Annotated in this window: 18 protein-coding genes; 5 read left to right on the top strand and 13 right to left on the bottom strand. The window is 64.8% G+C overall.

Annotation, left to right across the window (positions count from 1 at the left end; translation table 11 throughout):
• Positions 1-110: 110 nt before the first annotated feature.
• Positions 111-992 carry a protease HtpX gene (gene htpX / locus AC27VE_RS19050; RefSeq protein ID WP_006225069.1) on the top strand — a complete coding sequence of 294 codons (882 nt, stop codon included), beginning with the start codon at positions 111-113 and terminating at the stop codon, positions 990-992.
• Positions 993-1,073: 81 nt separating this feature from the next.
• Here the strand turns inward: htpX and AC27VE_RS19045 are convergent, their stop codons facing one another.
• A complete protein-coding gene (locus AC27VE_RS19045; RefSeq protein ID WP_088590219.1) occupies positions 1,074-2,465 on the bottom strand; it encodes an L-serine ammonia-lyase in 1,392 nt (463 codons plus the stop codon).
• A gap of 175 nt (positions 2,466-2,640) precedes the next feature.
• On the opposite strand from AC27VE_RS19045, the gene AC27VE_RS19040 reads away from it, so the two are divergent.
• Positions 2,641-4,302, top strand: a complete 1,662-nt coding sequence (locus AC27VE_RS19040) for a Na/Pi cotransporter family protein (protein WP_006225071.1) — start codon at positions 2,641-2,643, stop codon at positions 4,300-4,302.
• 224 nt (positions 4,303-4,526) lie between these two features.
• On the opposite strand, the gene AC27VE_RS19035 is transcribed toward AC27VE_RS19040, so the two are convergent.
• From AC27VE_RS19035 to polA, 3 genes are all read right to left on the bottom strand, one after another.
• Positions 4,527-5,315 carry a dienelactone hydrolase family protein gene (locus tag AC27VE_RS19035; RefSeq protein ID WP_006225072.1) on the bottom strand — a complete coding sequence of 263 codons (789 nt, stop codon included), beginning with the start codon at positions 5,313-5,315 and terminating at the stop codon, positions 4,527-4,529.
• A gap of 56 nt (positions 5,316-5,371) precedes the next feature.
• The gene (locus AC27VE_RS19030; protein WP_035213206.1) at positions 5,372-6,208 is read right to left on the bottom strand and encodes a ZIP family metal transporter; all 837 of its coding nucleotides are present in this window, start codon (positions 6,206-6,208) and stop codon (positions 5,372-5,374) included.
• A 114-nt stretch (positions 6,209-6,322) separates the two neighbouring features.
• The gene (polA, locus tag AC27VE_RS19025; RefSeq protein WP_088590216.1) at positions 6,323-9,040 is read right to left on the bottom strand and encodes a DNA polymerase I; all 2,718 of its coding nucleotides are present in this window, start codon (positions 9,038-9,040) and stop codon (positions 6,323-6,325) included.
• Between polA and AC27VE_RS19020 the strand changes: the two genes are divergently transcribed.
• Positions 9,039-9,731: an LOG family protein gene (locus AC27VE_RS19020; protein ID WP_446678354.1), complete on the top strand. Its 693-nt coding sequence runs from the start codon at positions 9,039-9,041 to the stop codon at positions 9,729-9,731. The genes polA and AC27VE_RS19020 overlap by 2 nt on opposite strands.
• Positions 9,732-9,777: 46 nt before the next feature.
• Here the strand turns inward: AC27VE_RS19020 and AC27VE_RS19015 are convergent, their stop codons facing one another.
• The gene (locus AC27VE_RS19015) at positions 9,778-11,202 is read right to left on the bottom strand and encodes a M20 family metallopeptidase (protein WP_315135123.1); all 1,425 of its coding nucleotides are present in this window, start codon (positions 11,200-11,202) and stop codon (positions 9,778-9,780) included.
• A gap of 47 nt (positions 11,203-11,249) precedes the next feature.
• On the bottom strand, positions 11,250-12,233 hold the full coding sequence (locus AC27VE_RS19010) for a Bug family tripartite tricarboxylate transporter substrate binding protein (protein WP_488704698.1): 984 nt from the start codon (positions 12,231-12,233) through the stop codon (positions 11,250-11,252).
• 122 nt (positions 12,234-12,355) lie between these two features.
• Between AC27VE_RS19010 and AC27VE_RS19005 the strand changes: the two genes are divergently transcribed.
• Positions 12,356-13,279, top strand: a complete 924-nt coding sequence (locus AC27VE_RS19005; RefSeq protein WP_488704697.1) for a LysR family transcriptional regulator — start codon at positions 12,356-12,358, stop codon at positions 13,277-13,279.
• Positions 13,280-13,287: 8 nt separating this feature from the next.
• Here the strand turns inward: AC27VE_RS19005 and AC27VE_RS19000 are convergent, their stop codons facing one another.
• Positions 13,288-14,151 (bottom strand): LysR substrate-binding domain-containing protein, encoded by an 864-nt coding sequence (locus tag AC27VE_RS19000; protein ID WP_315135125.1) that lies wholly within the window; start codon positions 14,149-14,151, stop codon positions 13,288-13,290.
• Between the two features lie 106 nt (positions 14,152-14,257).
• On the opposite strand from AC27VE_RS19000, the gene AC27VE_RS18995 reads away from it, so the two are divergent.
• Positions 14,258-14,656 carry a tautomerase family protein gene (locus tag AC27VE_RS18995; protein ID WP_488704696.1) on the top strand — a complete coding sequence of 133 codons (399 nt, stop codon included), beginning with the start codon at positions 14,258-14,260 and terminating at the stop codon, positions 14,654-14,656.
• Positions 14,657-14,748: 92 nt separating this feature from the next.
• On the opposite strand, the gene typA is transcribed toward AC27VE_RS18995, so the two are convergent.
• The 6 genes from typA to rimP all read right to left on the bottom strand — a co-directional run bounded on the left by typA (position 14,749) and on the right by rimP (position 22,928).
• Positions 14,749-16,572, bottom strand: a complete 1,824-nt coding sequence (typA, locus tag AC27VE_RS18990) for a translational GTPase TypA (RefSeq protein ID WP_006225081.1) — start codon at positions 16,570-16,572, stop codon at positions 14,749-14,751.
• On the bottom strand, positions 16,569-17,321 hold the full coding sequence (gene truB, locus AC27VE_RS18985) for a tRNA pseudouridine(55) synthase TruB (RefSeq protein ID WP_035213208.1): 753 nt from the start codon (positions 17,319-17,321) through the stop codon (positions 16,569-16,571). Before truB ends, typA begins: the two co-directional genes overlap by 4 nt.
• A gap of 38 nt (positions 17,322-17,359) precedes the next feature.
• Positions 17,360-17,761 (bottom strand): 30S ribosome-binding factor RbfA, encoded by a 402-nt coding sequence (gene rbfA, locus AC27VE_RS18980; protein ID WP_006225083.1) that lies wholly within the window; start codon positions 17,759-17,761, stop codon positions 17,360-17,362.
• Positions 17,762-17,785: 24 nt separating this feature from the next.
• Positions 17,786-20,854: a translation initiation factor IF-2 gene (infB, locus tag AC27VE_RS18975; RefSeq protein ID WP_488704695.1), complete on the bottom strand. Its 3,069-nt coding sequence runs from the start codon at positions 20,852-20,854 to the stop codon at positions 17,786-17,788.
• A gap of 95 nt (positions 20,855-20,949) precedes the next feature.
• Positions 20,950-22,428 carry a transcription termination factor NusA gene (gene nusA / locus AC27VE_RS18970; RefSeq protein WP_006225085.1) on the bottom strand — a complete coding sequence of 493 codons (1,479 nt, stop codon included), beginning with the start codon at positions 22,426-22,428 and terminating at the stop codon, positions 20,950-20,952.
• Positions 22,425-22,928, bottom strand: a complete 504-nt coding sequence (gene rimP / locus AC27VE_RS18965; RefSeq protein WP_427958778.1) for a ribosome maturation factor RimP — start codon at positions 22,926-22,928, stop codon at positions 22,425-22,427. Before rimP ends, nusA begins: the two co-directional genes overlap by 4 nt.
• Positions 22,929-23,464 lie beyond the last annotated feature (536 nt).

Raw genomic sequence — 23,464 nt, 5'->3', positions numbered from 1 at the left:
GCGATACTATACTCTCCGTCACCGGGAGCGGTGCCGGCGAGTCGGGGAACTGGCAGGCCGCCGCGATGTCGAACCCGGGTATTTCCCGCTCGCAGAGGAACACAAAAAACATGAAACGCATTGTCTTGTTCGTCATCACCAACCTGGCCGTCATGCTCGTGCTGTCGGCCACGCTGCGCATCCTGGGCGTAGACCGCTACATCACCGCCAACGGCCTGAACCTCAACGCCCTCCTGATCTTCTCGGTCGTCGTGGGCTTCACGGGCGCGATCATCTCGCTGCTGATCAGCAAGCCGATGGCCAAATGGAGCACCGGCGCGCAGGTGCTGGATCCGAACGCCCCGCGCAACCAGCGCGAAGCCTGGCTGGTCGACACCGTGCACCAGCTGGCCGACCGCGCCGGCATCGGCCGCCCGGAAGTCGCCATCTATGACGGCGCCCCCAACGCGTTCGCCACCGGCGCGTTCAAGAACGACTCGCTGGTCGCGGTGTCGACGGGCCTTCTGGAAAGCATGAGCGAAGAGGAAGTCGCGGCCGTGCTGGCGCACGAAGTGGCCCACATCGCCAACGGCGACATGGTCACGCTGACGCTCATCCAGGGCGTGGTGAACACGTTCGTCGTGTTCCTGGCCCGCGTGGTCGGCTACTTCATCGACCGCGTCGTGTTCAAGAACGAACGCGGCATCGGCCCGGGCTACTACATCACCGTGCTGGTCTGTGAGATCATTTTCGGCGTGCTGGCCTCGATCATCGTGGCCTGGTTCTCGCGTCAGCGCGAATACCGCGCCGACGCCGGTTCGGCCCACCTGATGGGCGCACGCGAACCCATGATCCGCGCCCTGGCCCGCCTGGGCGGCCTGGAACCGGGCGACCTGCCCAAGTCCTTCGAGGCCTCGGGCATCACCGGCCGCGGCGGCATCTCGGCCATGTTCGCGTCGCACCCGCCGATCCCGGCCCGCATCGCGGCGCTGCAAAACGCGCGGGTCATCTAAGCCGGCCCTGGCCTGCTTCCCCGCCCATGAAAAAAGCCCCTCCTCGGAGGGGCTTTTTTCATGGGCGGCATCCGCCGCGCATCAGCACTCGACGATGTTCACCGCCAGACCGCCGCGCGCCGTTTCCTTGTATTTCGTCTTCATGTCGGCGCCGGTTTCGCGCATGGTCTTGATCACCGAATCCAGCGACACATAGTGCTGCCCGTCGCCGCGCAGCGCCATCCGAGCGGCGTTCACCGCCTTGATGGAGGCCATGGCGTTGCGCTCGATACAGGGAATCTGCACCAGGCCGCCCACCGGGTCGCACGTCAGGCCCAGGTTGTGTTCCATGCCGATCTCGGCGGCGTTCTCAACCTGCTCCACCGTGCCGCCCAGCGCGGCGGCCAAGCCGCCGGCTGCCATTGAACACGCCACGCCCACCTCGCCCTGACAACCGACTTCGGCGCCCGACAGCGACGCGTTGTACTTGTACAGCAGCCCCACCGCGGCGGCGGTCAGCAGGAATTCCCGCACGCCCTCGCGGTTGGAACCCGGCACGAAACGGTCGTAATAGTGCAGCACGGCCGGGATGATGCCCGCCGCGCCGTTGGTCGGCGCCGTCACGACACGGCCACCCGCGGCATTCTCTTCGTTGACCGCCATGGCGTACAAGTTGACCCAGTCCATCACCGACAAGGGGTCGGACAAGGTGCGCTCGGCACGCTGCGTCAGGTTGCGGTAGAGCTCGGGCGCGCGCCGGCGCACCCGCAGCGGGCCGGGCAATTCGCCGTCGGCTTCCGGATAGTTGATGCCGCAACCGCGCGACACGCAGTCCTGCATGACTTGCCAGATGCGGTCCAGCCCGCTGCTGGTTTCCGCGGCTTCGCGCCAGGTCAGCTCGTTCTGCATCATCAGCTGGGCCACCGACAGGCCGCTTTCGCGGCACATGGTCAGCAGTTCGCGGCCCGAGCGGAACGGGTAAGGCAATTGGTTGTGGGCCGCGATGACCTGGCTGTTGGAAGCGCCCGCCGTCACCACGAAGCCGCCGCCCACCGACAGGTAGCGCGCCTCGCGCAGCGACTCGCCATTGGCGTCGAGCGCGTGGAATTTCATGCCGTTGGGGTGTTCGGCCATCGCTTCGCGGCGGTAGAACACCATGTGCTCTTTTTCCACGAAGGGAACCGGGTAGCGGCCCAGCAGCGGCAATTGGCGGCTGGCGCGCACCGAGGCGACCATGCCGACGATGGCGGCCGGGTCGACGGTATCGGGGGCTTCGCCCATCAGGCCCAGCAGCACGCCCTTGTCGGTGCCGTGGCCCTTGCCCGTGGCGCCCAGCGATCCGTAGAGTTCGGCACGGACATTGGCCACGCGCGGCATCAGGCCGTCGCGTTCCAGGCCTTGCGCGAACAGCAAGGCGGCCCGCATCGGGCCCACCGTATGGGAGCTAGACGGGCCAATGCCTATCTTGAACAGATCGAATACGGAAACGGCCACGCAACACTCCAGTACATCAAAGAATAGTCAGGCAATGATACGCGTAGCCACAGCCGCGCGCAGCAAAGCCCCGCCGGGCGTATGCTGTATCACGGCTACGGGTTTCCCCGTCCGGTCAGGCATGCGATCATTACAGAATTATTTCTTGTCATAAAAAGAACGGGAACACCCCTGGATGTCTGGACTTATTACCCTGCTTGACTTCGCCGGATATGTCGCACTGCTGCTTTGGGGCGTGCACATGGTCCAAACCGGCGTCCAGCGCGCCTTCGGGGCCGCCTTGGGCGCGGCGCTGGGCAAGGCGCTGGGCACCCGCTTGCGCGCCTTCGCCGCCGGCCTGGGCATCACGGCCGCCCTGCAAAGCAGCACCGCCACCGGCCTGATGATCACCGGCTTTGCCGCCGGCGGGGTCGTCGGCCTGGTGCCGGCCCTGGCCGCCATGCTGGGGGCCAACGTCGGCACCACGCTGATCGTCCAGCTGCTGTCCTTCGACCTGACCTCGCTCGCCCCGATCCTGATCCTGGCGGGCGTGTGGATGTTCCGCCGCTATCCGCCCGGCCGCACCCGCGACCTGGGCCGGGTGTTCATCGGCCTGGGGCTGCTGCTGCTATCGCTGCATCAGCTGGTTGAACTGTTCGAGCCCTTCCAGACCGCCCCCATGCTGGGCATGATCCTGGACGCCTTGGCCACCCAGCCGGTCGCCGCGGTGCTGCTGTCGGCCGCCTTCACCTGGGCTGCGCACTCCAGCGTGGCCGTAGTCGTGCTGGTGATGTCGCTTGCCAGCCACCACATGGTCGCCCCCCACGTCGCCTTTGCGCTGGTGCTGGGCGCCAACCTGGGCACCGCCATCAATCCGATGATCGAAGGCGTGACGGGCGACGACCCCGCCGCCCGCCGCCTGCCGCTGGGCAACCTGCTGACCCGGGTGCTGGGCGTACTGGCCGGCCTGCTCTTGCTGCCCGTGCTGCAGCCGCTGATGAGCGAAATGGCCAGCGACCCGGCCCGCGCCGTCGCCAACTTCCACACGCTGTTCAACGCGGTGATCGCCCTGGTGTTCCTGCCGCTCTTGACCCCGTACGCCGCGCTGCTGACCCGCTGGCTGCCCAAGCGGGCGGACCCGAACGATCCCTCCCGTCCCCAATATCTTGATGAATGGGCGCACGACGTGCCGGCCGTGGCGCTGGGCAATGCGGCCCGCGAGGCCCTGCGCATGGCCGACATGGTGCAGACGCTGCTGCTTTATGCCCGCGCCGGCTTCAAGCGCGACAACCGCCACCGCATGGTGCAGGCGCGCCAGTTGGACGCCGCGCTGGACAAGCTGGAAAACGCCATCACGACGTATCTGGCCACGCTGGACCAGGAAAACATGACGCGCGACGACGTGCAGCGCATGGACGACATCCTGGCCTTCACCAGCAATATCGGCCACGCGGGCGACATCGCCCACCACGGCCTGCTCAGCCACGTGGCGAAGTTGCGCAAGCAGGGCTGGACCTTCTCGCCCGAGCAGCGCGCCAGTCTGGACGACACCCTGGGCCAGTTGATCGCCAATGAACGCCAGGCCGCCGCGCTCTTCGTCAACGACGACCTGCGCCAGGCCCGCGCGCTGGCCGGTGAAAAAGCCCGCTTCCGCACGATCGAAACCCAGGCGTCGGACACGCACCTGCAGAAGATCAAGGCTGGCCAGGTGGATGCCGCCGAAGTCGGCGCGCTGTACCTGGACATCCTGCGCGACATGAAGGGGATCAACTCCCACCTGGTGGGCGCCGCGGCCTATCCCCTGCTGGCCCGCCACGGCGAACTGCTTCCCAGCCGCCTACGCGAAGCCGGGAACTAATGACGAGGCAGCGGCACGCCTGACGACGGAAGGCCGTAGGATGGGTGGAGCGCGGGAGGCGGCGGGCAAAAGCACCACCGCCAAGCGCGCGCAACCCATCGAGCAGCGGATGCGTTGTCGCTGACCTGGCGAAGAATTCGCCGCAGCTTGATGGGTTTCGCGCGCTGGATAATCGGGTTCTTGCTTAAGAACTCTCGCGCTCCACCCATCCTACCGTCGCCCTCCTACAGGTACCGCTGGAACCACTCCACCATCCGCTTCCAGCCGTCTTTGGCGGCGTCGGGCTTGTAGCTGGCGCGGTAGTCGGCCATGAAGGCGTGGTCGGCGTCCGGGTACACCACGAATTCCGACTGCTTGGCGGCGGCGTTGCCGTTGGCCAGCTTGGTCTTCATGGTCTCGATGTCTGCCACCGGGATGCTGGCGTCCTTGGCGCCGTACAGCCCCAGCACCGGGCCATGCAGCTCGTTGACCACGTCATAGGCGAAGCGCTTGATCAGCGGGCCGTGGCCGACGCTAAGCTTGCCGTACCAGGCGACGGCGGCGCGTACGTTGGGGTTGTGCGCGGCGTACATCCACGTCAGGCGCCCGCCCCAGCAAAAGCCGGTCACCGCCACGCGGCGGGCGTCACCGCCGTGCTGCGCGGCCCAGGCCACGCTGGCATCCAGGTCGGCGAACACCTGCTCGTCCGGCACCTTGCTGACCAGTTCGGCGATGAGCTTGGGGATGTCGGTATAGACCGAGGCATCGCCCTGGCGCTCGTAGAGATTGGCGGCCACCGCCAGGTAGCCGGCCTTGGCGACCCGGCGGCAGATGTCCTTGATGTGCTCGTGCACGCCGAAGATCTCTTGCACGACCAGCACGATGGGCAGGTCGCGGCGGCCTTCAGGCGCGGCGTAATAGGCGGCGATGGAGCCATCGGCCACGGGTAGTTGGAAATCCCCGTGAACCAGGCCCTGGGTGTCCGTATGGATGACGGTGGGAGCGACGTTGCCGGCGGCGGCGGAAAAACTCATGGAGTACTCCTGTGTAGGGATCAACGACACCGGGCCTCCCGTTTCCGTGCGCGTCCCTAGTGTGTGTGGGAATGCTCCGCATGGGGCGCGCCGCGAGCGGCGTCGGTTCCATGCTCATGCCCGTGCATCAGCGTCGTCACGCTATAGATCAGCGCCACGCCTACGCCCACCAGCAGCAATTGCGGGACGGCGTCCGAAAGGGACACCCGTTCGTGCATCTGCGGCATCAGGTCGGCCACCGAGATGTAAAGGAAGCTGCTGGCGGCGATCACCAGCACATAGGGCACCCAGCCCTGCGCCTGCTGAAGCACGAAGTACCCTATTATGCCGCCCACGGCTGAACACAAGCTGGTGAACAGGATCAGCGAAAAGGCACGGCGGCGCGCCAGCCCTGCATTGAGAAGCACGACAAAGTCGCTCAGCTTATGCGGCACTTCGTGCACGATGATCGAGGCGGCCGTCAGCACGCCCAGCAGCGGATCGGTCAGGAACGCGGCCGCCACCAGCACGCCGTCGCACAGGTTGTGCAGCGAACTGCCGATCAGGATCAGCACCCCGCCACGCCCCGCTTCGTGGTGGTCGTGGCCCTTGTGGTGATGGTGGCCGTCGCCCTCGTGGTGATGGCTATGGCGCAGCAAGGCGATCTTCTCCAGCACGAAGAAGCCGATCAACGACGCCAGCATCAGGCCGAACAGCGCATGGGCGTCGCCCACCGCCCCCTCAAAAGCTTCGGGCAGCAAGTGCAACAGCGCCACCGACAGCAGCACGCCCACCGACAGGCTGACCATGTGATGCAGGTATTGGGCAAACACCTTGTAGGCCAGCCAGCTGGCGACAAGGACGGCGATAAGGCCACCGGTGACGGTGGCAAGCAGGACCCAGAGCAGCAACATTTGGGGGACGCAATATAGGCGGGGGAAGCGCAACATTATATTGTTGCAATCCCAAAATCGGAAATGGGCCGCCCGAAGGCGGCCCACCGGTCCTACGGGCGACCAGGCGCGGGCTTAGTGCGCCTGTTCCCAGTTCTTGCCCATGCCCACCTCGGCAACCAGCGGCACGCGCAGCTCGGCCACGCTGCACATCAGGCGCGGCAGCGCTTCCTTGACCAGCTCGATCTCGGCGTCCGGCGCTTCCAGCACCAGTTCATCGTGTACCTGCATGATCATGCGGGTTTGCAGCTTTTCGGCTTCCAGCCAGTCCTGCACGGCCACCATGGCCATCTTGATCAGGTCGGCGGCGGTGCCCTGCATGGGCGCATTGATGGCCGCCCGTTCCGCCCCCTGGCGGCGCGGCCCCGAGGCTCCGCGGATTTCCGGCAGTTGCAGGCGGCGCCCGAACACGGTTTCCACGTAGCCTTGCTCGCGCGCCAGCCGGCGGGTGTTTTCCATGTACATCGCCACGCCGGGATAGCGGGCGAAATAGCGGTCGATATACGCCTGCGCCGCATCGCGCGTGATGCCCAGGTTGGACGCCAGGCCGAACACGCCCATGCCGTAGATCAGGCCGAAGTTGATGGCCTTGGCTGCGCGGCGCTGCTCGCTCGACACGTCCGCCAGCGGCACGCCGAACACTTCCGACGCCGTGGCGCGGTGAATGTCCTCGCCCGCGGCGAAGGCGCGCTGCAGGTTGGCGTCATCGGAGACGTGCGCCATGATGCGCAGCTCGATCTGCGAATAGTCGGCCGACAGCAGCAGGCCCTGCTCGGCAATGAAGGCTTCGCGCACGCGGCGGCCGGCCTCGGTGCGCACCGGGATGTTCTGCAGGTTGGGATCGGACGACGCCAGGCGGCCCGTGATCACCGCGGCCTGCGCGTAGCGCGTATGCACGCGCCCCGTGTCCGGGTTGATCATGCGGGGCAGCTTGTCGGTGTAGGTCGACTTCAGCTTGGACAGGCCGCGGTATTCCAGCAGCACCTGCGGCAGCGGATAGTCCTGCGCCAGCTTGGTCAGCACGTCTTCGTCCGTGGACGGCGCGCCGCCCGCGGTCTTGCGCACCACCGGCAGCTGCATACGGTCGAACAGGATCTCGCCCAACTGCTTGGGGGAATTCAGGTTGAAAGGCTGGCCGGCCAGTTCATAGGCCTTTTGCTCCAGCCGCAGCATTTCCTGGCCCAGCTTGTGGCTTTGGCGGCCAAGCTCGGCGGCGTCCACCTTCACGCCGTTGCGCTCGATCGTGGTCAGCACCGCCGACACCTGGATCTCAAGCTGATAAACGCGGTTCAGCCCTTCGTCGGCCGCCACCATCGGGCGCAGCACCTGATGCAGCTGCAAGGTGAAATCCGCGTCTTCGGCGGCGTAGTGGCCCGCCTTGTCGACGGCCACTTCATCAAAGCCGATCTGCTTGGCGCCCTTGCCGCAGAGGTCCTCGTAGGACACGCCGCTGCGGCCCAGATAGCGCTGGGCCAGGTCGTTCAAGCCCACGCCACGATGGGACTCCAGCACATACGCCTCGAGCATCGTGTCTTCGGCAATGCCTGCCAGCTTGATGCCTTCGTTGGCGAACACATGCGCGTCGTACTTGGCGTGATGCAGCAGCTTGGCGCGCGAGGCGTCTTCAAGCCACGGCTTCAAGCGCGCCAGCACCTCGGCCTTGGGCAATTGCGTCGCGCCGTCGGGGCCGCGATGCGCCACGGGGATGTAGCAGGCCACGCCCGGCTCCACCGCCAGGGACAAGCCGACAAGCTTGGCCTGCATCTGGTCCAGCGACGTGGTTTCGGTGTCCAGCGCCACCAGGGACGCGTTCTGCAGCTTGTCGAACCAGGCGTCGAATTCGGCCCAGTCGGAGATGATGCGGTAGTCCAATTCGGTGGGCGCCGCGGGCACCTCCGCCGCAATGCGCGCATCACCCGTGGGCACGCGCTCGGCGTCGCCCGTCAGGTCGCGCAGCCAGGTGCGGAAACCGTAGCGTTCGTACAGTTCGGTCAGCGTGGCCTCGTCGCGTTCACGCGGCGTCAGGTCGTCCACGCTCTCGACGTGGCCGGTCAGGTCGCAGTCGTACTTCACGGTCAGCAACTGGCGCGTCAACGGGAAATTCGGGATGGCTTCGCGCAGGTTGCTGCCGGCCACGCCCTTGATCCCGTCGGCGCCTTCGACCAGTTTGTCGATGGAACCGAACTCCGTCAGCCACTTGACCGCGGTCTTGGGGCCGACCTTGGTCACGCCCGGCACGTTGTCCACCGTGTCGCCCACCAGCATCAGGTAGTCGACGATGCGGTCGGGCGGCACGCCGAACTTGTTGACCACGCCGGGCTCGTCCAGCACTTCGCCGGTCATGGTGTTGACGAGCGTGACGTGGCTGTTGACCAGTTGCGCCAGGTCCTTGTCGCCGGTGGAGACGATGGTGTGCACATCGTGCTCGGCCGCGCGCTTGGCCAGCGTGCCGATCACGTCGTCCGCTTCCACGCCCTCGATGGCCAGCACCGGCCAACCCAGCGCACGCACCGCGCGGTGGATGGGTTCGATCTGCGCGGCCAGGTCCTCCGGCATGGGAGGACGGTGCGACTTGTACTCGGGATACAAATCGTCCCGGAAGGTCTTGCCGCGTGCATCGAAAATACATGCGGCATACTCTGCCTTGTGGTCAGATACAAGCTTGCGCAACATGTTCACCACGCCGTAGAGCGCACCCGTAGGTTCGCCTTGCGCATTGCGCAAATCAGGCATAGCGTGGAAAGCGCGGTACAAGTAACTTGAACCGTCGACCAGTAATAAGGTTTTTTTCATGGTTACAAAGGCAGATATGGCAATAACTGCGGAAACACCCGCCAACAAACAAATTCCGCTGATTATGTCAGAGATACGGACGGCGGCAGACAAGCTCGCAAACATCGGGCCCGCAGTCAGCGTCTTCGGCAGTGCACGAGTCAGTCGCAATTCCCCCCACTATGAAACCACCGTCGCCATCTCGGCCGCCCTCGCCGGCGCCGGGTTCGCGGTCATCGCCGGGGGCGGCCCCGGCATCATGGAGGCAGCCAACAAAGGTGCATTCGAGGCGGGCGGCACCAGCATCGGGCTGAACATCAGCCTGCCGCACGAAGCGCACAACAACGAATACCAGACCATCAGCCTGTCGTTCGAATATTTCTTTTCGCGCAAGGCCACGTTCTTCATGCACAGCTTCGCCTACGTGGCGATGCCTGGCGGCTTCGGCACCCTGGATGAGCTCTTCGAAGCGTTGACGCTGATCCAGACGGGCAAGGTCCCGCCCGCGCCCATCGTCCTGGTGGGCAGCGAATATTGGTCGGGCCTGGTCGAATGGCTGGGCGGCCAGGTGCTGGCCAATGGCATGATCGGCGCACACGACCTGGACCTCTTCATCATCGAAGACGATCCCGTCAAGGTGGTGCGCCGGGTGGTCGAGTTCCACGAAAAGGTCAACTCGGACGCGCAATACGCACCGTCCCTGCCGGCCTGAACGTTCTTCGCCACCCCCATGAAAAATGCCCCCGAGGGGGCATTTTTCACTTCCGCATGAACGCCGGCACGACCTCGGCCGGGATGGGACACACGTAAGGCTGGCCACGGCGCGCGTCCAGCAGTTCTTCCTTGGCCCGGGCCAGCGCCTCGGGCTGCGTGTACAGATCGGCGGCGGTGGCCGCAATGATCTTGGCCGCGTGCACCATGCCCTTGTGCGCCATGGACAGCTTGCCCTGCGCCACCATCTGCCAGGAATGGAAAGGCGTGCCGTAGGCATAGCAGGCGCCCCAGCACTGCGCCGTGGGCGTCACCCAGCTGACATCGCCGACGTCCGTGGAACCGTAGGTGATCTCGGTCTTGGCGGGATCAAACGGCGCCACGCCGGAGAACAGCGGTGTGGGGTTGCGCAGCACCGCACCCAGGTTCTTGCCCGCGTTGTCGATGTCGTCTTCCGTGATGGAATCCCACATGCGGCGCGCGGTCTGCTCTTCGCCCGGCGTGTAGGCCGGCCCCTGCAGCGCCTGCATGTTGGCGTACATCACCTCGTTGAGCACGCGGTTCGGCATGTAGTTCGAACATGCCTTGTCGAACACGATGTCCAGCTCGCAACCCGTCATCAACGCCGCGCCACGCGCCACGTTCTTAACGCGTTCATACAGCTCGGACGCTTGCGAATTGACCGGCGCGCGCACCAGGTACAGGACTTCGGCGCGGGCCTGCACCACGTTCGGCGAGATGCCGCCGCTATTGGTCACGGCGTAATGCACGCGCGCATCCGGCACCATGTGTTCGCGCAGATAGTTCACGCCCACATTCATCAGTTCCACCGCGTCCAGCGCGCTACGGCCCAGATGCGGCGAATTCGCGGCATGCGCGGCAATCCCGCGGAAACGGAAATAGGCCTGGATATTGGCCAGCGACGACTGGTGGAAGATCCCCGTATGCGAGGCCGGGTGCCACGTCAGGGCTGCATCGACGTCGTCGAACAGGCCCGCGCGCGCCATGAAGGTCTTGCCCGATCCGCCCTCTTCGGCCGGACAGCCATAGAAGCGGATCGTGCCCGGCAACTGGTTGGCTTCCAGGAATTCCTTGACCGCCACCGCGGCGAAATGCGCGGCCGTGCCCAGCAGGTGATGGCCGCAACCGTGGCCGTTGCCGTTGGGCGTCTCGGGCGACGGCTGGCAGGCGAATGCGCCGCTTTCCTGGCTCAGGCCGGACAGCGCGTCGTACTCGCCCAGAATGCCGATGACGGGGCCTCCCTGGCCCGCTTCGGCCACGAACGCGGTTGGGATGCCGGCGGCGTCCCGCGTAATGCGAAAGCCCGCCTCCTCCAGCATCGCGATGTGCAGCTCGGCCGATTTGTGCTCGGCGTAACGCAGTTCGGCCAGGCTCCAGATGCGGTCGCTCAGGTCGGCGTAACGGTCGCTGCGCGCGTCGATGAACGGCGCAAGTTTGTCGATGGCACCCATTGCTTCTCCAGTGAAAGGGCTGATCCTGTCTCTTTGAAAAAAGCCTGTCATTCGTCGAGCTTGATCCCGGCAGTTTCAATGATTTTCCGGTTCGCGGCCAGCGTCTGCGAAATGCGCTGCGCGAACGCTTCCGGCGTGCCGCTGTCCGGCTGCGCGCCCAGCGACGCCAGCCGTTGCACCAGCGCGGGATCGGCCAGCGCACGGCTCACGGCCTGGTTCAACGTCTGCACCACGGCGTCCGGCGTACCGGTGGGCGCGACCAGGCCGAACCAGGTCTGGCCCAGCGCATTCAACTGCGGGTAGCCCAATTCCGCCAGCGTCGGCAATTCCGGCATGCCCGCCAACCGGCCAGGCGCCGACACCGCGATGGCGCGCAACTTGCCCGCCTTGATCAGCGATTGCGCCGACGCATACTGGTCCTGCTGCACCTGCACCTCGCCCCCGACGGCGGCGGTCAGCGCCGGCCCCATGCCGCGGTACGGCACATGCAGCACGTCGACCTTCAGGTCCGCGTTCATCGCGGCCAGATTCAGATGGCCCAGCGAACCGACGCCGGGCGACCCGAAGGAATACTTGCCGGGGTGCGCACGCAGCTCAGCCAGGAACTGCGGAAAATCCTGGGCGGGAAAGGCCGGGTTGACCATCCACACCACCGGCACCGTCGCCACCGAGGCCACGGGCGCCAGTTGTCGGGCGGGGTCCACCCGCTGCGTGCCATACAGCAAGGGGTTGACGGCCATGGTGCTGACCGTCGCCATGCCCAGGGTGTAGCCGTCCGGTTCGGCGCGCGCCACGGCCTCGGTGCCGATCAACCCGCCCGCCCCGGCGCGGTTCTCCACGACCACGCTCTGGCCCAATTCCTTGCGCAGGCCGTCGGCCACGGCACGCGCCAGCACGTCCGTGGATCCGCCGGGCGCGAACGGCACGATCAGCCGCACCGGCTGCGAGGGATACGCGCCCTGGGCGGTGGCCAAGACAGGCGCGCTGAGGGCAACAGCGCAAACTACGGCATGCAGCAGATGGGACTTCATGAACCAGCCTCTCCTAGGGACGCAAGCGAAGAACGGAATCGCTGCATTGTGGCCAGGGCATATCCTTATTTCAAATACATTAATGCGTTGATATATTCGCATTTTGAATATCTGAACGAGTCATGGACGTCGCGCCTGCCACCCTGCTTTCCCGCCTGCTTGCCAAGGGCCGGCTGCGCCATCTGCAATTGCTGGCCAGCATCGCTGACCTGGGTAGCATCCAGCAGGCCGCCAACCACATCGGCTTGAGCCAGCCTGCCGCCACCCATGCCCTGGCCGACATCGAAGACCTGCTGGGCGTGCGCCTGTTCGAACGCCACGCCCGCGGCATGCGCACCACCCGCAGCGGTCAGTTGATGGCGGAGTGTGCGCGAGGCATGCTGACGACCCTGCGCGCCTCCACCGACTCGGTAGCCGCGTTGCGCGAGGGGGCCGCTGGCAGTCTGCGCCTGGGGGCGATTCCGGCTGCCAGCGGCGGCCTGCTGGCCGAGCGCCTGCCCGCCTTCATGACGGCACATCCTGACCTACATGTGGAAGTGGTGGAAGGCAGCCGGGAACAACTGCTGCCGCTTGCCGCCAGCGGCAGCCTCGACATGCTGTTGTGCCGGCGGCCGGATGCCGTGCCGGCCGGACTGGATTTCGTGCCCCTGCAGCAGGATGCCGCGGTGATCGTCGCCACGGCCGGGCACCCTTTGCTGTCGCCCGGATCCGTTCCCACGTTGGAACAGGTCGCGGCGCAGCTATGGATCGAGCCCCGCCCCGAACTGGCCATCCATGCCGTGTTCACGGCGTTCTTCGAGCGTGCCGGAGTCGTCCCCCGCCGTTGCCGGCTGGCCAGCGCCGCGCCGCCCATGCCCTTGCTGATCGCCGTCATGCACGCGCAGCAGGCGCTGGCGATGGTGCCGCTGACGCTGGCCAACTGGTATGTGCAGCACGGCCATTTTCAGCGCGTGGCGATCGAATCGCCGGGCTCGTTCGCGCCCATCGGCGCCATCGTGCGCACGCTAGGCCCGGGCCGCGATTTCCTGGAGTGGCTGCGCCGCTGACGCGGGAATCAGCTCATCGTCTTGATGATGGCCTCGCGCGCCAGTCCCATGAATTCGCTTTCACCAGCCCGGGCGGGCAACAGCCGAAACTCCACGGCCGGCAAGGCCGGCAGTCCGGGAGCGTGCAGGCGCGCAATGCCCGGCGCCAGCGCGGATTCGTTCAGGCAGGCGACACCCAGGCCGGCCGAAATGGCCAACTGCAAACCCGCCACGCCAGAGGCCACATGCGCCACCGCATAGGGCACGCCCCGGCGCGACAACAGCCGTTCAACGTACTGGCGCAAGGCGCACGTCTCCGGCAACACCAGCAGCGGCAAGGACTCGCCCGCTTGTGGGCCCGCCCCTTCCGCAGCCATCCATAGCAACGGTTCGCGGCGCAGCAAGGCGCCCTGCGCCCGCGCCCGCGGCGCGCCGCGCTCCTGGATCGACATCGATATGCCGACGTCGATCTCGCCCCGCTCATAGGCGGCCTCGATGGCGCCGCTTTTCATGATCGTGACGTGCAGGCGCACCTGCGGATACTGCTCGTTCAGGCGTCGCAGCATCCGCGCCACGTCGCCGGGACGGAAATAGTCCGTGATGCACAGGCGCAATTCGCCCCGCAACGCCACGCCTCGCAAATCGCGATAGGCCTCGTCGCTCAGCGCCAGGATGGCGCGCGCATGCGCCAACAGGCGTTCGCCGGCGGGCGTCGCCGCCACGCCCGCCTTGCCCCGCACCAGCAAAGGCTGCCCCGCGCGGTCTTCCAGCTTGCGCATCTGCTCACTGACGGACGATTGGGACAGGAACACCTTCGGCGCCGCCGCCGTCAGGCTGCCGGAATCCAGCACGGCGACCAGCGTGCGCAACTGGTCCAGATCAAATCCCGACATGGCTCATCCAACGGAATACACGATGGATAAAATCGTAAATTCCCGCTTTTCCGATGTCAACAAGATTTCTACACTGGCTTCACACTTACCCAATCAGGAGCCTCTCATGCCTCACATCGTCGTCCATCTCTCCGGCCAATCCGATCCCGCCGTGAACCGTCGCGTCGTGGATTCCGTGGCCGGCCTGACCCAGTCCGTACTGGGCAAAAAGCTGCCCGTGATCGCCATTACGCTGCAGCACATCCCGCATGACCTGTGGTACATCGGCGGCCGCCCGTTGTCCGAGCTGGGCAAGAACGCCTTCCACCTGGACATCAGCGTCACCGACGAGACCAATACCAAGGCCGAGAAGGCGCGCTTCATCAAGGAGATCTATGCGTCGTTCCAGGAGATCCTGGGCGAACTGCACGAATGCTCTTATGTGCACGTAATCGATGCGCGGGCGGCGGCCTACGGCTACGGCGGCGCAACACAGGAATACCGGCATCAGCAAAACGGCGTCTAGGCGGCCGGCAATGAAAAAGCCGCACACCCGAAGGTGTGCGGCTTTTTCGCGTACTACCGAAACGCGAAGGGGGCTTGCCCCCCCCGCTCCGCTTAGACGGCTGCGTCGCGCGCAGCGCGCTTGCGTTCGTTTTCCAGCAGGTAGCGCTTGCGCAGACGGATCGACTTCGGCGTGATTTCCACGAGTTCGTCGTCGTCGATGAATTCCACGGCGTATTCCAGCGACATCTGGATCGGCGGAACCAGGCGCACGGCTTCGTCGGTGCCCGACGCGCGCACGTTGGTCAGCTGCTTGCCCTTGATCGGGTTCACGACCAGGTCGTTGTCGCGGCTGTGGATGCCGATGATCATGCCTTCGTACAGCGCATCGCCCGGGCTCACGAACATGCGGCCGCGATCCTGCAGCTTCCACAGGGCGTAGGCCACGGCGTCGCCGTTGTCCTGGCTGATCAGCACGCCGTTGCGGCGCTCACCGATCGAACCTTCCTTGACCGGAGCGTATTCATGGAAGATGTGGCTCATCAACCCCGTGCCGCGCGTCAGCGTCAGGAACTCGTTCTGGAAGCCGATCAGGCCACGGGCCGGGATCAGGTATTCCAGGCGGGTACGGCCACGGCCGTCCGGCTGCATGTCCTGCAGGTCGCCCTTGCGGCGGCCCAGTTCTTCCATCACGCCGCCCTGGTGGGCGTCTTCGACGTCAACCGTCAGCGATTCGAACGGCTCGCACTTCACGCCGTCGATGTCCTTGAACACCACGCGCGGGCGCGACACGGCCAGCTCGTAGCCTTCGCGGCGCATCGTTTCCAGCAGAATCGTCAGGTGCAGTTCACCGCGGCCCGACACTTCGAACACCGTATCGTCGCCCGTGTCACGCACACGCAGCGCCACGTTGGACTTCAGTTCGCGGTCCAGGCGGTCGCGCACTTGGCGACTGGTCACGAACTTGCCTTCGCGGCCGGCCAGCGGCGACGTGTTCACCATGAAGTTCATGGTCAGCGTCGGTTCGTCGATGCGCAGCATCGGCAGGGCTTCCTGCGTGGCCGCGTCGGTGACGGTGCAGCCGATACCCAGTTCTTCGATACCGTTGATCAGCACGATGTCGCCGGCTTCGGCTTCATCCACCACGATGCGTTCCAGGCCATGGAACTTCAGCACCTGGTTGATGCGGCCGCGGCCGCCCTGGCCTTCCGGACCGAACTTGTAAGCCACTTCCATGCCGGGGCGCATACGGCCACGGTTGATGCGGCCCACGCCGATCTTGCCGACGTAGCTGTTGTAGTCCAGCGAGATGATCTGCATCTGCAGCGGACCGTTGGGGTCGTCGTCGCGCTGCGGCACGTGCTGCAGGATGGCTTCGAACAGGGGACGCATGTTGCCTTCGCGCACGTCCGGCGTCAGGCCGGCGTAGCCCGACAGACCCGAGGCGTACACCACCGGGAAGTCCAGCTGCTCTTCGGTCGCGCCCAGCTTGTCGAACAGGTCGAACGTGGCGTTGATGACGAAGTCGGTACGGGCGCCCGGACGGTCCACCTTGTTGACCACGACGATCGGCTTCAGGCCCAGGGCCAGCGCCTTGCGGGTCACGAAAATGGTCTGCGGCATCGGGCCTTCAACGGCGTCCACCAGCAGCAGCACGCCGTCAACCATGGACAGCACGCGTTCGACTTCGCCACCGAAGTCCGCGTGTCCCGGGGTGTCGACGATGTTGATGTGCGTGCCTTCGTATTCAACGGCACAGTTCTTGGCCAGAATCGTGATGCCGCGTTCTTTTTCCAGATCGTTCGAGTCCATGACCCGTTCGGTCAGCGCCTGGTTTTCGCGGAAGGTGCCGGATTGGCGCAGCAGCTGGTCGACCAGGGTTGTTTTACCGTGGTCCACGTGGGCGATGATGGCGACGTTGCGCAAGGCGCGAGTCATAGCGAGTCCTTTAAGGTCAGGGTGGAGGGCAGCAAGCCCTCCGGCAATTCGTTCAGTGCAAGCAATGCCTGCTTGGGGTCTGGCATGGCCTGCAAGGCTTCCAGCTCAACGGCGCGTTCCAGAGAAAATGGCCCGACATGCGTGCGCCGCAGCGCCGTCAGGTGGGCGTAACAGCCCAGCACGCGCCCGATGTCCTGGGCCAGTGTCCGGATGTATGTGCCTTTACTGCAAGCCACATCGATCTCTGCCTGCGTCCCCGACAGGGACAGCAGCTCGATGCGGTGAATCGTGATCTGGCGCGGCGCGCGTTCCAGCTCGATGCCGGCGCGCGCATACTCGTACAACGGCTTGCCGTCGCGCTTGAGCGCGGAGTACATCGGCGGAATCTGCTCGATCGTGCCCGAGAAACGTGACAGCGCGTCGCGCAGTGCCTGTTCCTCTACGACAAACCCCGGTTCGGCGGTCGACACGACATTGCCGGTCAGGTCGCCAGAATCGGTTTCACTGCCAAATTGCAGCGTAGCGCGATATGCCTTGTCGGCGTTAAGCATCGCGCCGGAAATCTTGGTCGCGCGTCCCATGCAGCACACCAGCAAGCCGGTGGCAAAGGGGTCCAGCGTGCCCGTATGGCCGGCTTTCGCCGCGTCCATGGCACGCTTGGCGCGTTGTAAAGCGTGGTTGCTCGACAACCCTACGGGTTTGTCGAGCAACAGCACACCGTCGAGCGCAAGCCCGCGTCGTTTAGCCATCGTCGGAATCCGTGTTTAGAGCAGTGACGACAGCCCGATCAGGACTGGTCTTCAGGTTCGTCGGGCACGCCCGAGTGCGGGCCGGGCCGGTTTGCGCGGTCGATCAGGATCGACATTTCGATACCACGGGCAATCTGCTCGTCGTGGAAGAAACGCAAAGTGGGGACAGTGTGAATGTGCAGCAGCTTGTAGAGCTGCGAGTGCAGCCAACCGGCTTTCTCGTTCAGCAAGGCGGTGGCGGCTTCGGGCTCGGCGCCCAAAACCGTGAACCACACCTTGGCATGCGCGTAGTCGGTCGACAGTTCCACACCAGAGAGCGTGATCAGTCCCGCGCGAGTCATGTCGATCTCGCGCTGGATGATCCCGGCCAGATCCTTCTGGATCTGGTCGGCCAACCGCAAATTGCGGCCGGGGATGGCTTTGGACTTGTGACGGCTCATTAGCAATAATGCCTCGCGGACGCTTTACAGCGTACGCGCGATTTCCTTGATTTCAAAGACTTCCAGCTGGTCGCCCACCTGGATGTCGTTGTTGCCGCGCAGCGTAAGACCGCAATCGAAGCCCGACTTGACTTCCTTGACGTCGTCCTTGAAGCGGCGCAGCGATTCCAGATGCCCCGTCCAGTGAACCACGTTGTTGCGCAGCAGGCGTACCTGGGAGTCGCGACGCACGATGCCGTCAAGCACCATACAACCCGCGATGTTGCCGAGACGCGAGATGCTGTAGACCTCGCGGATCTCGACCAGGCCGATGATTTCTTCTTTCTTCTCGGGCGCCAGCATGCCCGACATGGCTGCCTTCACTTCATCCACGGCGTCATAGATGATGTTGTAGTAGCGCACGTCGATGCCGTTGTTCTCGGCCAGCTTCTTGGCGCTTGCTTCCGCACGCACGTTGAAGCCGATAACGACCGCGTTCGAGGCGATGGCCAGGTTGATGTCGGTTTCCGAGATGCCGCCCACGGCCGCGTGCACCACTTGCACACGGACTTCGTCGGTCGACAGCTTGACCAGCGACTGCACCAGCGCTTCCTGCGAACCCTGCACGTCGGTCTTGACGATAAGCGTGAGCGTTTGCGTGCCCTCGCCCAGGTTGTCGAACATCGATTCCAGCTTGGCGGCCTGTTGGCGGGCCAGCTTGACGTCGCGGAACTTGCCTTGGCGGAACAGCGCGATTTCGCGCGCCTTGCGCTCGTCGGACAGCGCCATCAGCTCGTCGCCGGCGGCGGGCACTTCGGTCAGGCCCTGGATTTCCACCGGGATCGACGGGCCGGCCGATTGGATCGGCTTGCCGTTCTCGTCCAGCATGGCGCGGACGCGGCCGAAGCTTGCGCCGGCCAGCACCACGTCACCGCGCTTGAGCGTTCCGCTCTGCACCAGGATCGTCGCGACCGGGCCACGGCCCTTGTCCAGACGGGCTTCGATGACCAGGCCCTTGGCGGGTGCTTCGACCGGTGCCTTCAATTCCAGCACTTCGGCTTGCAGCAGCACGTTTTCGAGCAGATCGTCGATGCCTTCGCCGGTCTTGGCGGACACGCCCACGAACGGCACGTCGCCACCGTATTCTTCCGGCACGACCTGTTCGGCAACCAGTTCCTGCTTGACGCGTTCCGGGTTGGCCGACGGCTTGTCGATCTTGGTCACGGCCACGACCATGGGCACGCCCGCAGCCTTGGCATGGTGGATGGCTTCACGCGTTTGCGGCATCACGCCGTCGTCGGAAGCGACCACCAGGATCACGATGTCGGTCGCCTTGGCGCCGCGGGCACGCATGGCGGTGAACGCCTCGTGGCCCGGGGTGTCAAGGAAGGTCACCATGCCGCGCTCGGTCTGAACGTGGTAGGCGCCGATGTGCTGCGTAATGCCGCCGGCTTCGCCCGCGGCAACCTTGGCGCGGCGGATGTAGTCCAGCAGCGAGGTCTTGCCGTGGTCGACGTGGCCCATGACGGTCACGACCGGTGCGCGCGGCAGTTGCTCGGCTTCGGAAACGGTGGCGGTTTCGTCCAGGAACGCTTCCGGGTCATCCAGCTTGGCGGCGATCGCCACGTGGCCCAGTTCCTCGACCACGATCATGGCCGTTTCCTGGTCCAGCACCTGGTTGATGGTGACCATCTGGCCCAGCTTCATCAATTGCTTGATGACCTCAGCGGCCTTGACGGACATCTTGTGGGCCAGGTCGGCCACGCTGATGGTTTCCGGCACGTGGACTTCACGTGCGATGAATTCTGCGGGTGCCGGCTCGTTGCGGCGGTCGTTCTGCTGGTTGCGGCCACCACGGCCGCCGCCCTTGCCACCACCCTTGCCGCCTGCGCGCCAGCCATCACGGCTGGCCGGGGCTGCCGGCTTGTCGGCGGGCTTCTTGCGCGATGCGTCATCCGACCAGGTCGAAGCGACTTCGGCGGTCTTGATGGTCTTCTTCGCGCCGGGAGCGGCGGGCTTGGCGTCCTTCTTGGCGCCAGGCGTGGCGCCCGGCTTGCCGGCCGGCTTGTGCAGCGTGCCCGAAATCGGCGCAGCCGCGGGGGCGGCAGGCGCTTCCGGTTCGGGAGCGCGCAGCACCTTGCGGGGACGGTTCAGCATTTCACGCAGCGCGGCGGCTTCAGCCTCGGCGGCACGGCGGGCCTCATCGCGGCCTGCCGACGTGGCGGAGGCAGCAAGCGGCGGGCCGGCGCGGCGGTTGTCGGCACGGTTGCCTACCCGGGCAGCAGGAGCTGCGGGCGTAGGCGCGGCCGGCGCGGGCGCGGCGGATTTGACGGGTTCGGACTTCGCAGCAGGCTGAGCCTGGGCGACAGGCGCGTTGGCCTGGGAGGAAGATGTTTCTGACTTATTAGCTAGCACAACGGGTTCCGGCTTGGCTTCTTCAGCCAGGGGCTCGGTGGATTCAGTCTTAACTTCGGGCTTGGCCTCTTCGGCCACGGGCTCGGCAGGAGCAGGCGCCGGCGTCGGTTCGGGTTCAGGCTGGGCCTGGACCTCGGGGGCTTGCGCCTCGACGGGGGCGGGCACTTCGGCCGCGACGGATTCAACAGGCGCGGGCGCTTCAACCGGCGCGGGCGCTTCTACAGCAACGGGCTCTTCCGCCTGGACGGGGGCCGGAGCCTCCGCCTGGACGGGAGTGGCCTCGCGGGGCTCGACCACGGCAGGAGCCTCGGGTGCAGCCGGCGCGGACACCTGCTGCTCGTCTTCGACGGAGGCTTCATCTTCGGCACGCGCGGACGCGGCCTGTTCCAGGGCGATTTCGGAGGGATCACGCTTGACGAACACGCGCTTCTTGCGCACTTCGACCTGAATCGTGCGCGAACGGCCGGTGGCGTCAGCCTGCCGGATTTCGGACGTTTGGCGGCGCGTCAGGGTGATCTTCTTGCCTTCGGTCGCGCCATGGGCGCGACGCAGCGATTCGAGCAATTTCGCCTTGTCGCTGTCGGTGACGGAATCGTCAACCGATTTGAGGTCAACGCCAGCCGAGCGCAGCTGATCCAGCAGCACATTGGCAGGCATTTTCAGCTCGGTAGCGAACTGGGCGACGGTGTTACTCGACATTAGGCTCTCTCTTCCCTATATGCAGCTATTACAAACAACGTGAACTTGCGGTGGATGAAACCAGCACTACCCACCGCAGACCCGTGTCCTTTTGGTTATTCTTCGTCGAACCAATGGGCGCGGGCACGCATGATGAGGTCGCTGGCTTCCTGCTCGGTCAAGCCGGCGATTTCCGCCAGTTCGTCCGTTGCCAGTTCGGCCAGATCATCACGCGTATGCACTTGACGCTCGGCCAGCTTGCCAGCCAGTTCTTGCGTCATGCCTTCAAGTTCAAGCAAATCCTGTGCGGTCTCAAGACGCTCTTCCTGGGCAATTGCCTCAGTCAGCAGCGCATTGCGGGCACGGGCGCGCAATTCATTGATGGTGTCTTCGTCAAACGCTTCGATTTCCAGCAGTTCCTGCATGGGCACGTAAGCGATTTCCTCGATACCGGTGAAACCTTCGTCGATCAGGATGTCGGCAACTTCTTCGTCGACGTCCAGCTTGCTCATGAACGTGGCGCGCAGACCCGACCGCTCGACTTCCTGGCGGTTCAGGCTTTCTTCCGGCGTCATGATGTTGATCTGCCAGCCAGTCAGTTCGGACGCCAGGCGCACGTTCTGACCCTTGGCGCCGATGGCCTTGGGCAGGTTTTCTTCGTCGACGACAACGTCCATCGCATGCTTGTCTTCATCAACGACGATCGATTCGACGTTGGCCGGCGCCAGAGCGCCAATGACAAACTGCGCGGGGTCTTCCGACCACAGCACGATATCGACCTGCTCGCCGCCCAGCTCGTTGCGAACCGCGGTCACACGCGAACCGCGCATGCCCACACACGTGCCGATGGGGTCGATACGCTTATCGTAAGCCACCACGGCGATCTTCGCACGCACGCCGGCATCGCGGGCAGCTGCCTTGATCTCCAGCAGGCCCTGTTCGATTTCCGGAACTTCGTTCTCGAACAGCTGGCGGATGAACTCGGGCGAGGTGCGTGACAGGATCACTTGCTGGCCACGCGCGGCGTGGTCAACACGCAACACGAAAGCGCGGACGCGGTCGGCAACCCGGAGGTTTTCCTTCGGGATCATTTCGGAACGCGGCAGGCGCGCTTCGATCTTGCCCGTTTCGACAATGGCGTCGCCCTTGTCCATGCGCTTGATCGTACCGGACACGATGGTTTCGCCACGGTCCAGGAAGTCGTTCAGCACCTGTTCGCGTTCGGCGTCACGGATCTTTTGCAGAATGGCCTGCTTGGCCGCCTGCGCGCCGATACGGCCGAATTCGATGGGCTCGAGCGGCTCTTCGATGTATTCGCCTTCCTGGATGCCAGGGACGATTTCCACTGCATCCGACAGCATTTCCTGCTTGTCGGGTTCTTGCAGCCCGGCTTCGTCCGGCACCACCAGCCAACGGCGGAAGCCTTCGTGATCGCCGGTTTCCCTATCGATGGCGACACGAATGTCCGCATCATCCTTGAAGCGCTTTTTCATGGCCGAGGCCAGCGCACTTTCCAGTGCACCGAACACGACGTCGCGCGTGACGTTCTTTTCACGCGCCAAGGCATCGACCAACAGAAGAATTTCGCGACTCATCGCTTTTTGCCCTTGAAATCCAGAACGGGATCCAGTTTTGCACGTTCGATGTCATCGACCGTGAAATTCAAAACCTGGACATCGTTCTTTTTTGCCTCAAATTCGAGACCGAACACGGTCTTGTGCATGCCAGCAGCGGCGTCGGAGGCGGCGGCGTCGTCTTCGGGCACGGTCAACGTGCCGGAGAAGACCTTACGTCCGTCTAATGCCTCGCGCAGCTTGATTTCGATGCGCTCGCCAGCGAAACGGCGGAACTCGTTCTCGTTGCGCAACGGGCGGTCAATGCCCGGCGAGCCGACTTCCAGCCGCTTGTAGTCGATGTTCTCGACTTCAAACACCCGCGACAATTGGCGAGACACCTGCTCACAGTCTTCGATGCGCACACCGCCGACCCGATCGATCGTCACGCGCAAAAGGCCCAGGGCGGCACGCTCGACGTCCACGAGTTCGACGTCCATGCCGGCCAAAGCCTCTTCGGTCAATGCGAATAAATCAGCCATATACTCAAAAAAAATGGGCTGCACGCCCAGCCCACCGATATTGCGCAGAGCCCAGCCGCTTCCCTACTGCACGTAAGGAGCAATGCTGGGCAGCGCCCTATATTGCGACCTAATTTGTGGATTGCGCCATGGGTTTCCCCCACACAGTCCCGCCTCAACCCGTCAATCCGGGCCCGACGGCACTTGGCGCAACGCCGATGCCAACTGCTCTTGCCTACCGCCTACTGCGCCCAGCCTATCGGCCCTATATCGGCACCTGACTTAAAGCGCACACTCTTACAGCGCACACTCATTGCGGCACAACGCTGGCTGCTGCCTGACTACATCGCTTGCTCTATAGCCTGCTTGCAGCCACGCCAAACGCCATTGCCACACAAAAAGCAATGACGCGAAGCCATGAAAACCATTGATTTTACCAGATAAACCGGAAAAACGCCTGATTCGTCACGGGCTTACGTTTATATGGGACACATCGGACCCGGGGGCGGGCCCCCCCCGCCCCCCCCCACACCCCATACCCCCCCAACCCCCCCCCC

It is taken from the genome of Achromobacter sp. 18P8.1.1 (genome assembly GCF_057799415.1).
The sequence above is the reverse complement of the archived record's forward strand: the minus strand, read 5'-3'. Positions and strand labels throughout refer to the sequence as shown.

What these genes read in the sequence shown, in the direction of transcription:
- htpX (WP_006225069.1), top strand. Translation starts at nt 111, where the DNA reads ATGAAACGCATTGTCTTGTTCGTCATCACCAACCTGGCCGTCATGCTC.
- AC27VE_RS19040 (WP_006225071.1), top strand. Translation starts at nt 2,641, where the DNA reads ATGTCTGGACTTATTACCCTGCTTGACTTCGCCGGATATGTCGCACTG.
- AC27VE_RS19035 (WP_006225072.1), bottom strand. Translation starts at nt 5,315, where the DNA reads ATGAGTTTTTCCGCCGCCGCCGGCAACGTCGCTCCCACCGTCATCCAT.
- AC27VE_RS19030 (WP_035213206.1), bottom strand. Translation starts at nt 6,208, where the DNA reads ATGTTGCTGCTCTGGGTCCTGCTTGCCACCGTCACCGGTGGCCTTATC.
- AC27VE_RS19020 (WP_446678354.1), top strand. Translation starts at nt 9,039, where the DNA reads ATGGTTACAAAGGCAGATATGGCAATAACTGCGGAAACACCCGCCAAC.
- polA (WP_088590216.1), bottom strand. Translation starts at nt 9,040, where the DNA reads ATGAAAAAAACCTTATTACTGGTCGACGGTTCAAGTTACTTGTACCGC.
- AC27VE_RS19015 (WP_315135123.1), bottom strand. Translation starts at nt 11,202, where the DNA reads ATGGGTGCCATCGACAAACTTGCGCCGTTCATCGACGCGCGCAGCGAC.
- AC27VE_RS19010 (WP_488704698.1), bottom strand. Translation starts at nt 12,233, where the DNA reads ATGAAGTCCCATCTGCTGCATGCCGTAGTTTGCGCTGTTGCCCTCAGC.
- AC27VE_RS19005 (WP_488704697.1), top strand. Translation starts at nt 12,356, where the DNA reads ATGGACGTCGCGCCTGCCACCCTGCTTTCCCGCCTGCTTGCCAAGGGC.
- AC27VE_RS19000 (WP_315135125.1), bottom strand. Translation starts at nt 14,151, where the DNA reads ATGTCGGGATTTGATCTGGACCAGTTGCGCACGCTGGTCGCCGTGCTG.
- AC27VE_RS18995 (WP_488704696.1), top strand. Translation starts at nt 14,258, where the DNA reads ATGCCTCACATCGTCGTCCATCTCTCCGGCCAATCCGATCCCGCCGTG.
- typA (WP_006225081.1), bottom strand. Translation starts at nt 16,572, where the DNA reads ATGACTCGCGCCTTGCGCAACGTCGCCATCATCGCCCACGTGGACCAC.
- truB (WP_035213208.1), bottom strand. Translation starts at nt 17,321, where the DNA reads ATGGCTAAACGACGCGGGCTTGCGCTCGACGGTGTGCTGTTGCTCGAC.
- rbfA (WP_006225083.1), bottom strand. Translation starts at nt 17,761, where the DNA reads ATGAGCCGTCACAAGTCCAAAGCCATCCCCGGCCGCAATTTGCGGTTG.
- infB (WP_488704695.1), bottom strand. Translation starts at nt 20,854, where the DNA reads ATGTCGAGTAACACCGTCGCCCAGTTCGCTACCGAGCTGAAAATGCCT.
- nusA (WP_006225085.1), bottom strand. Translation starts at nt 22,428, where the DNA reads ATGAGTCGCGAAATTCTTCTGTTGGTCGATGCCTTGGCGCGTGAAAAG.
- rimP (WP_427958778.1), bottom strand. Translation starts at nt 22,928, where the DNA reads ATGGCTGATTTATTCGCATTGACCGAAGAGGCTTTGGCCGGCATGGAC.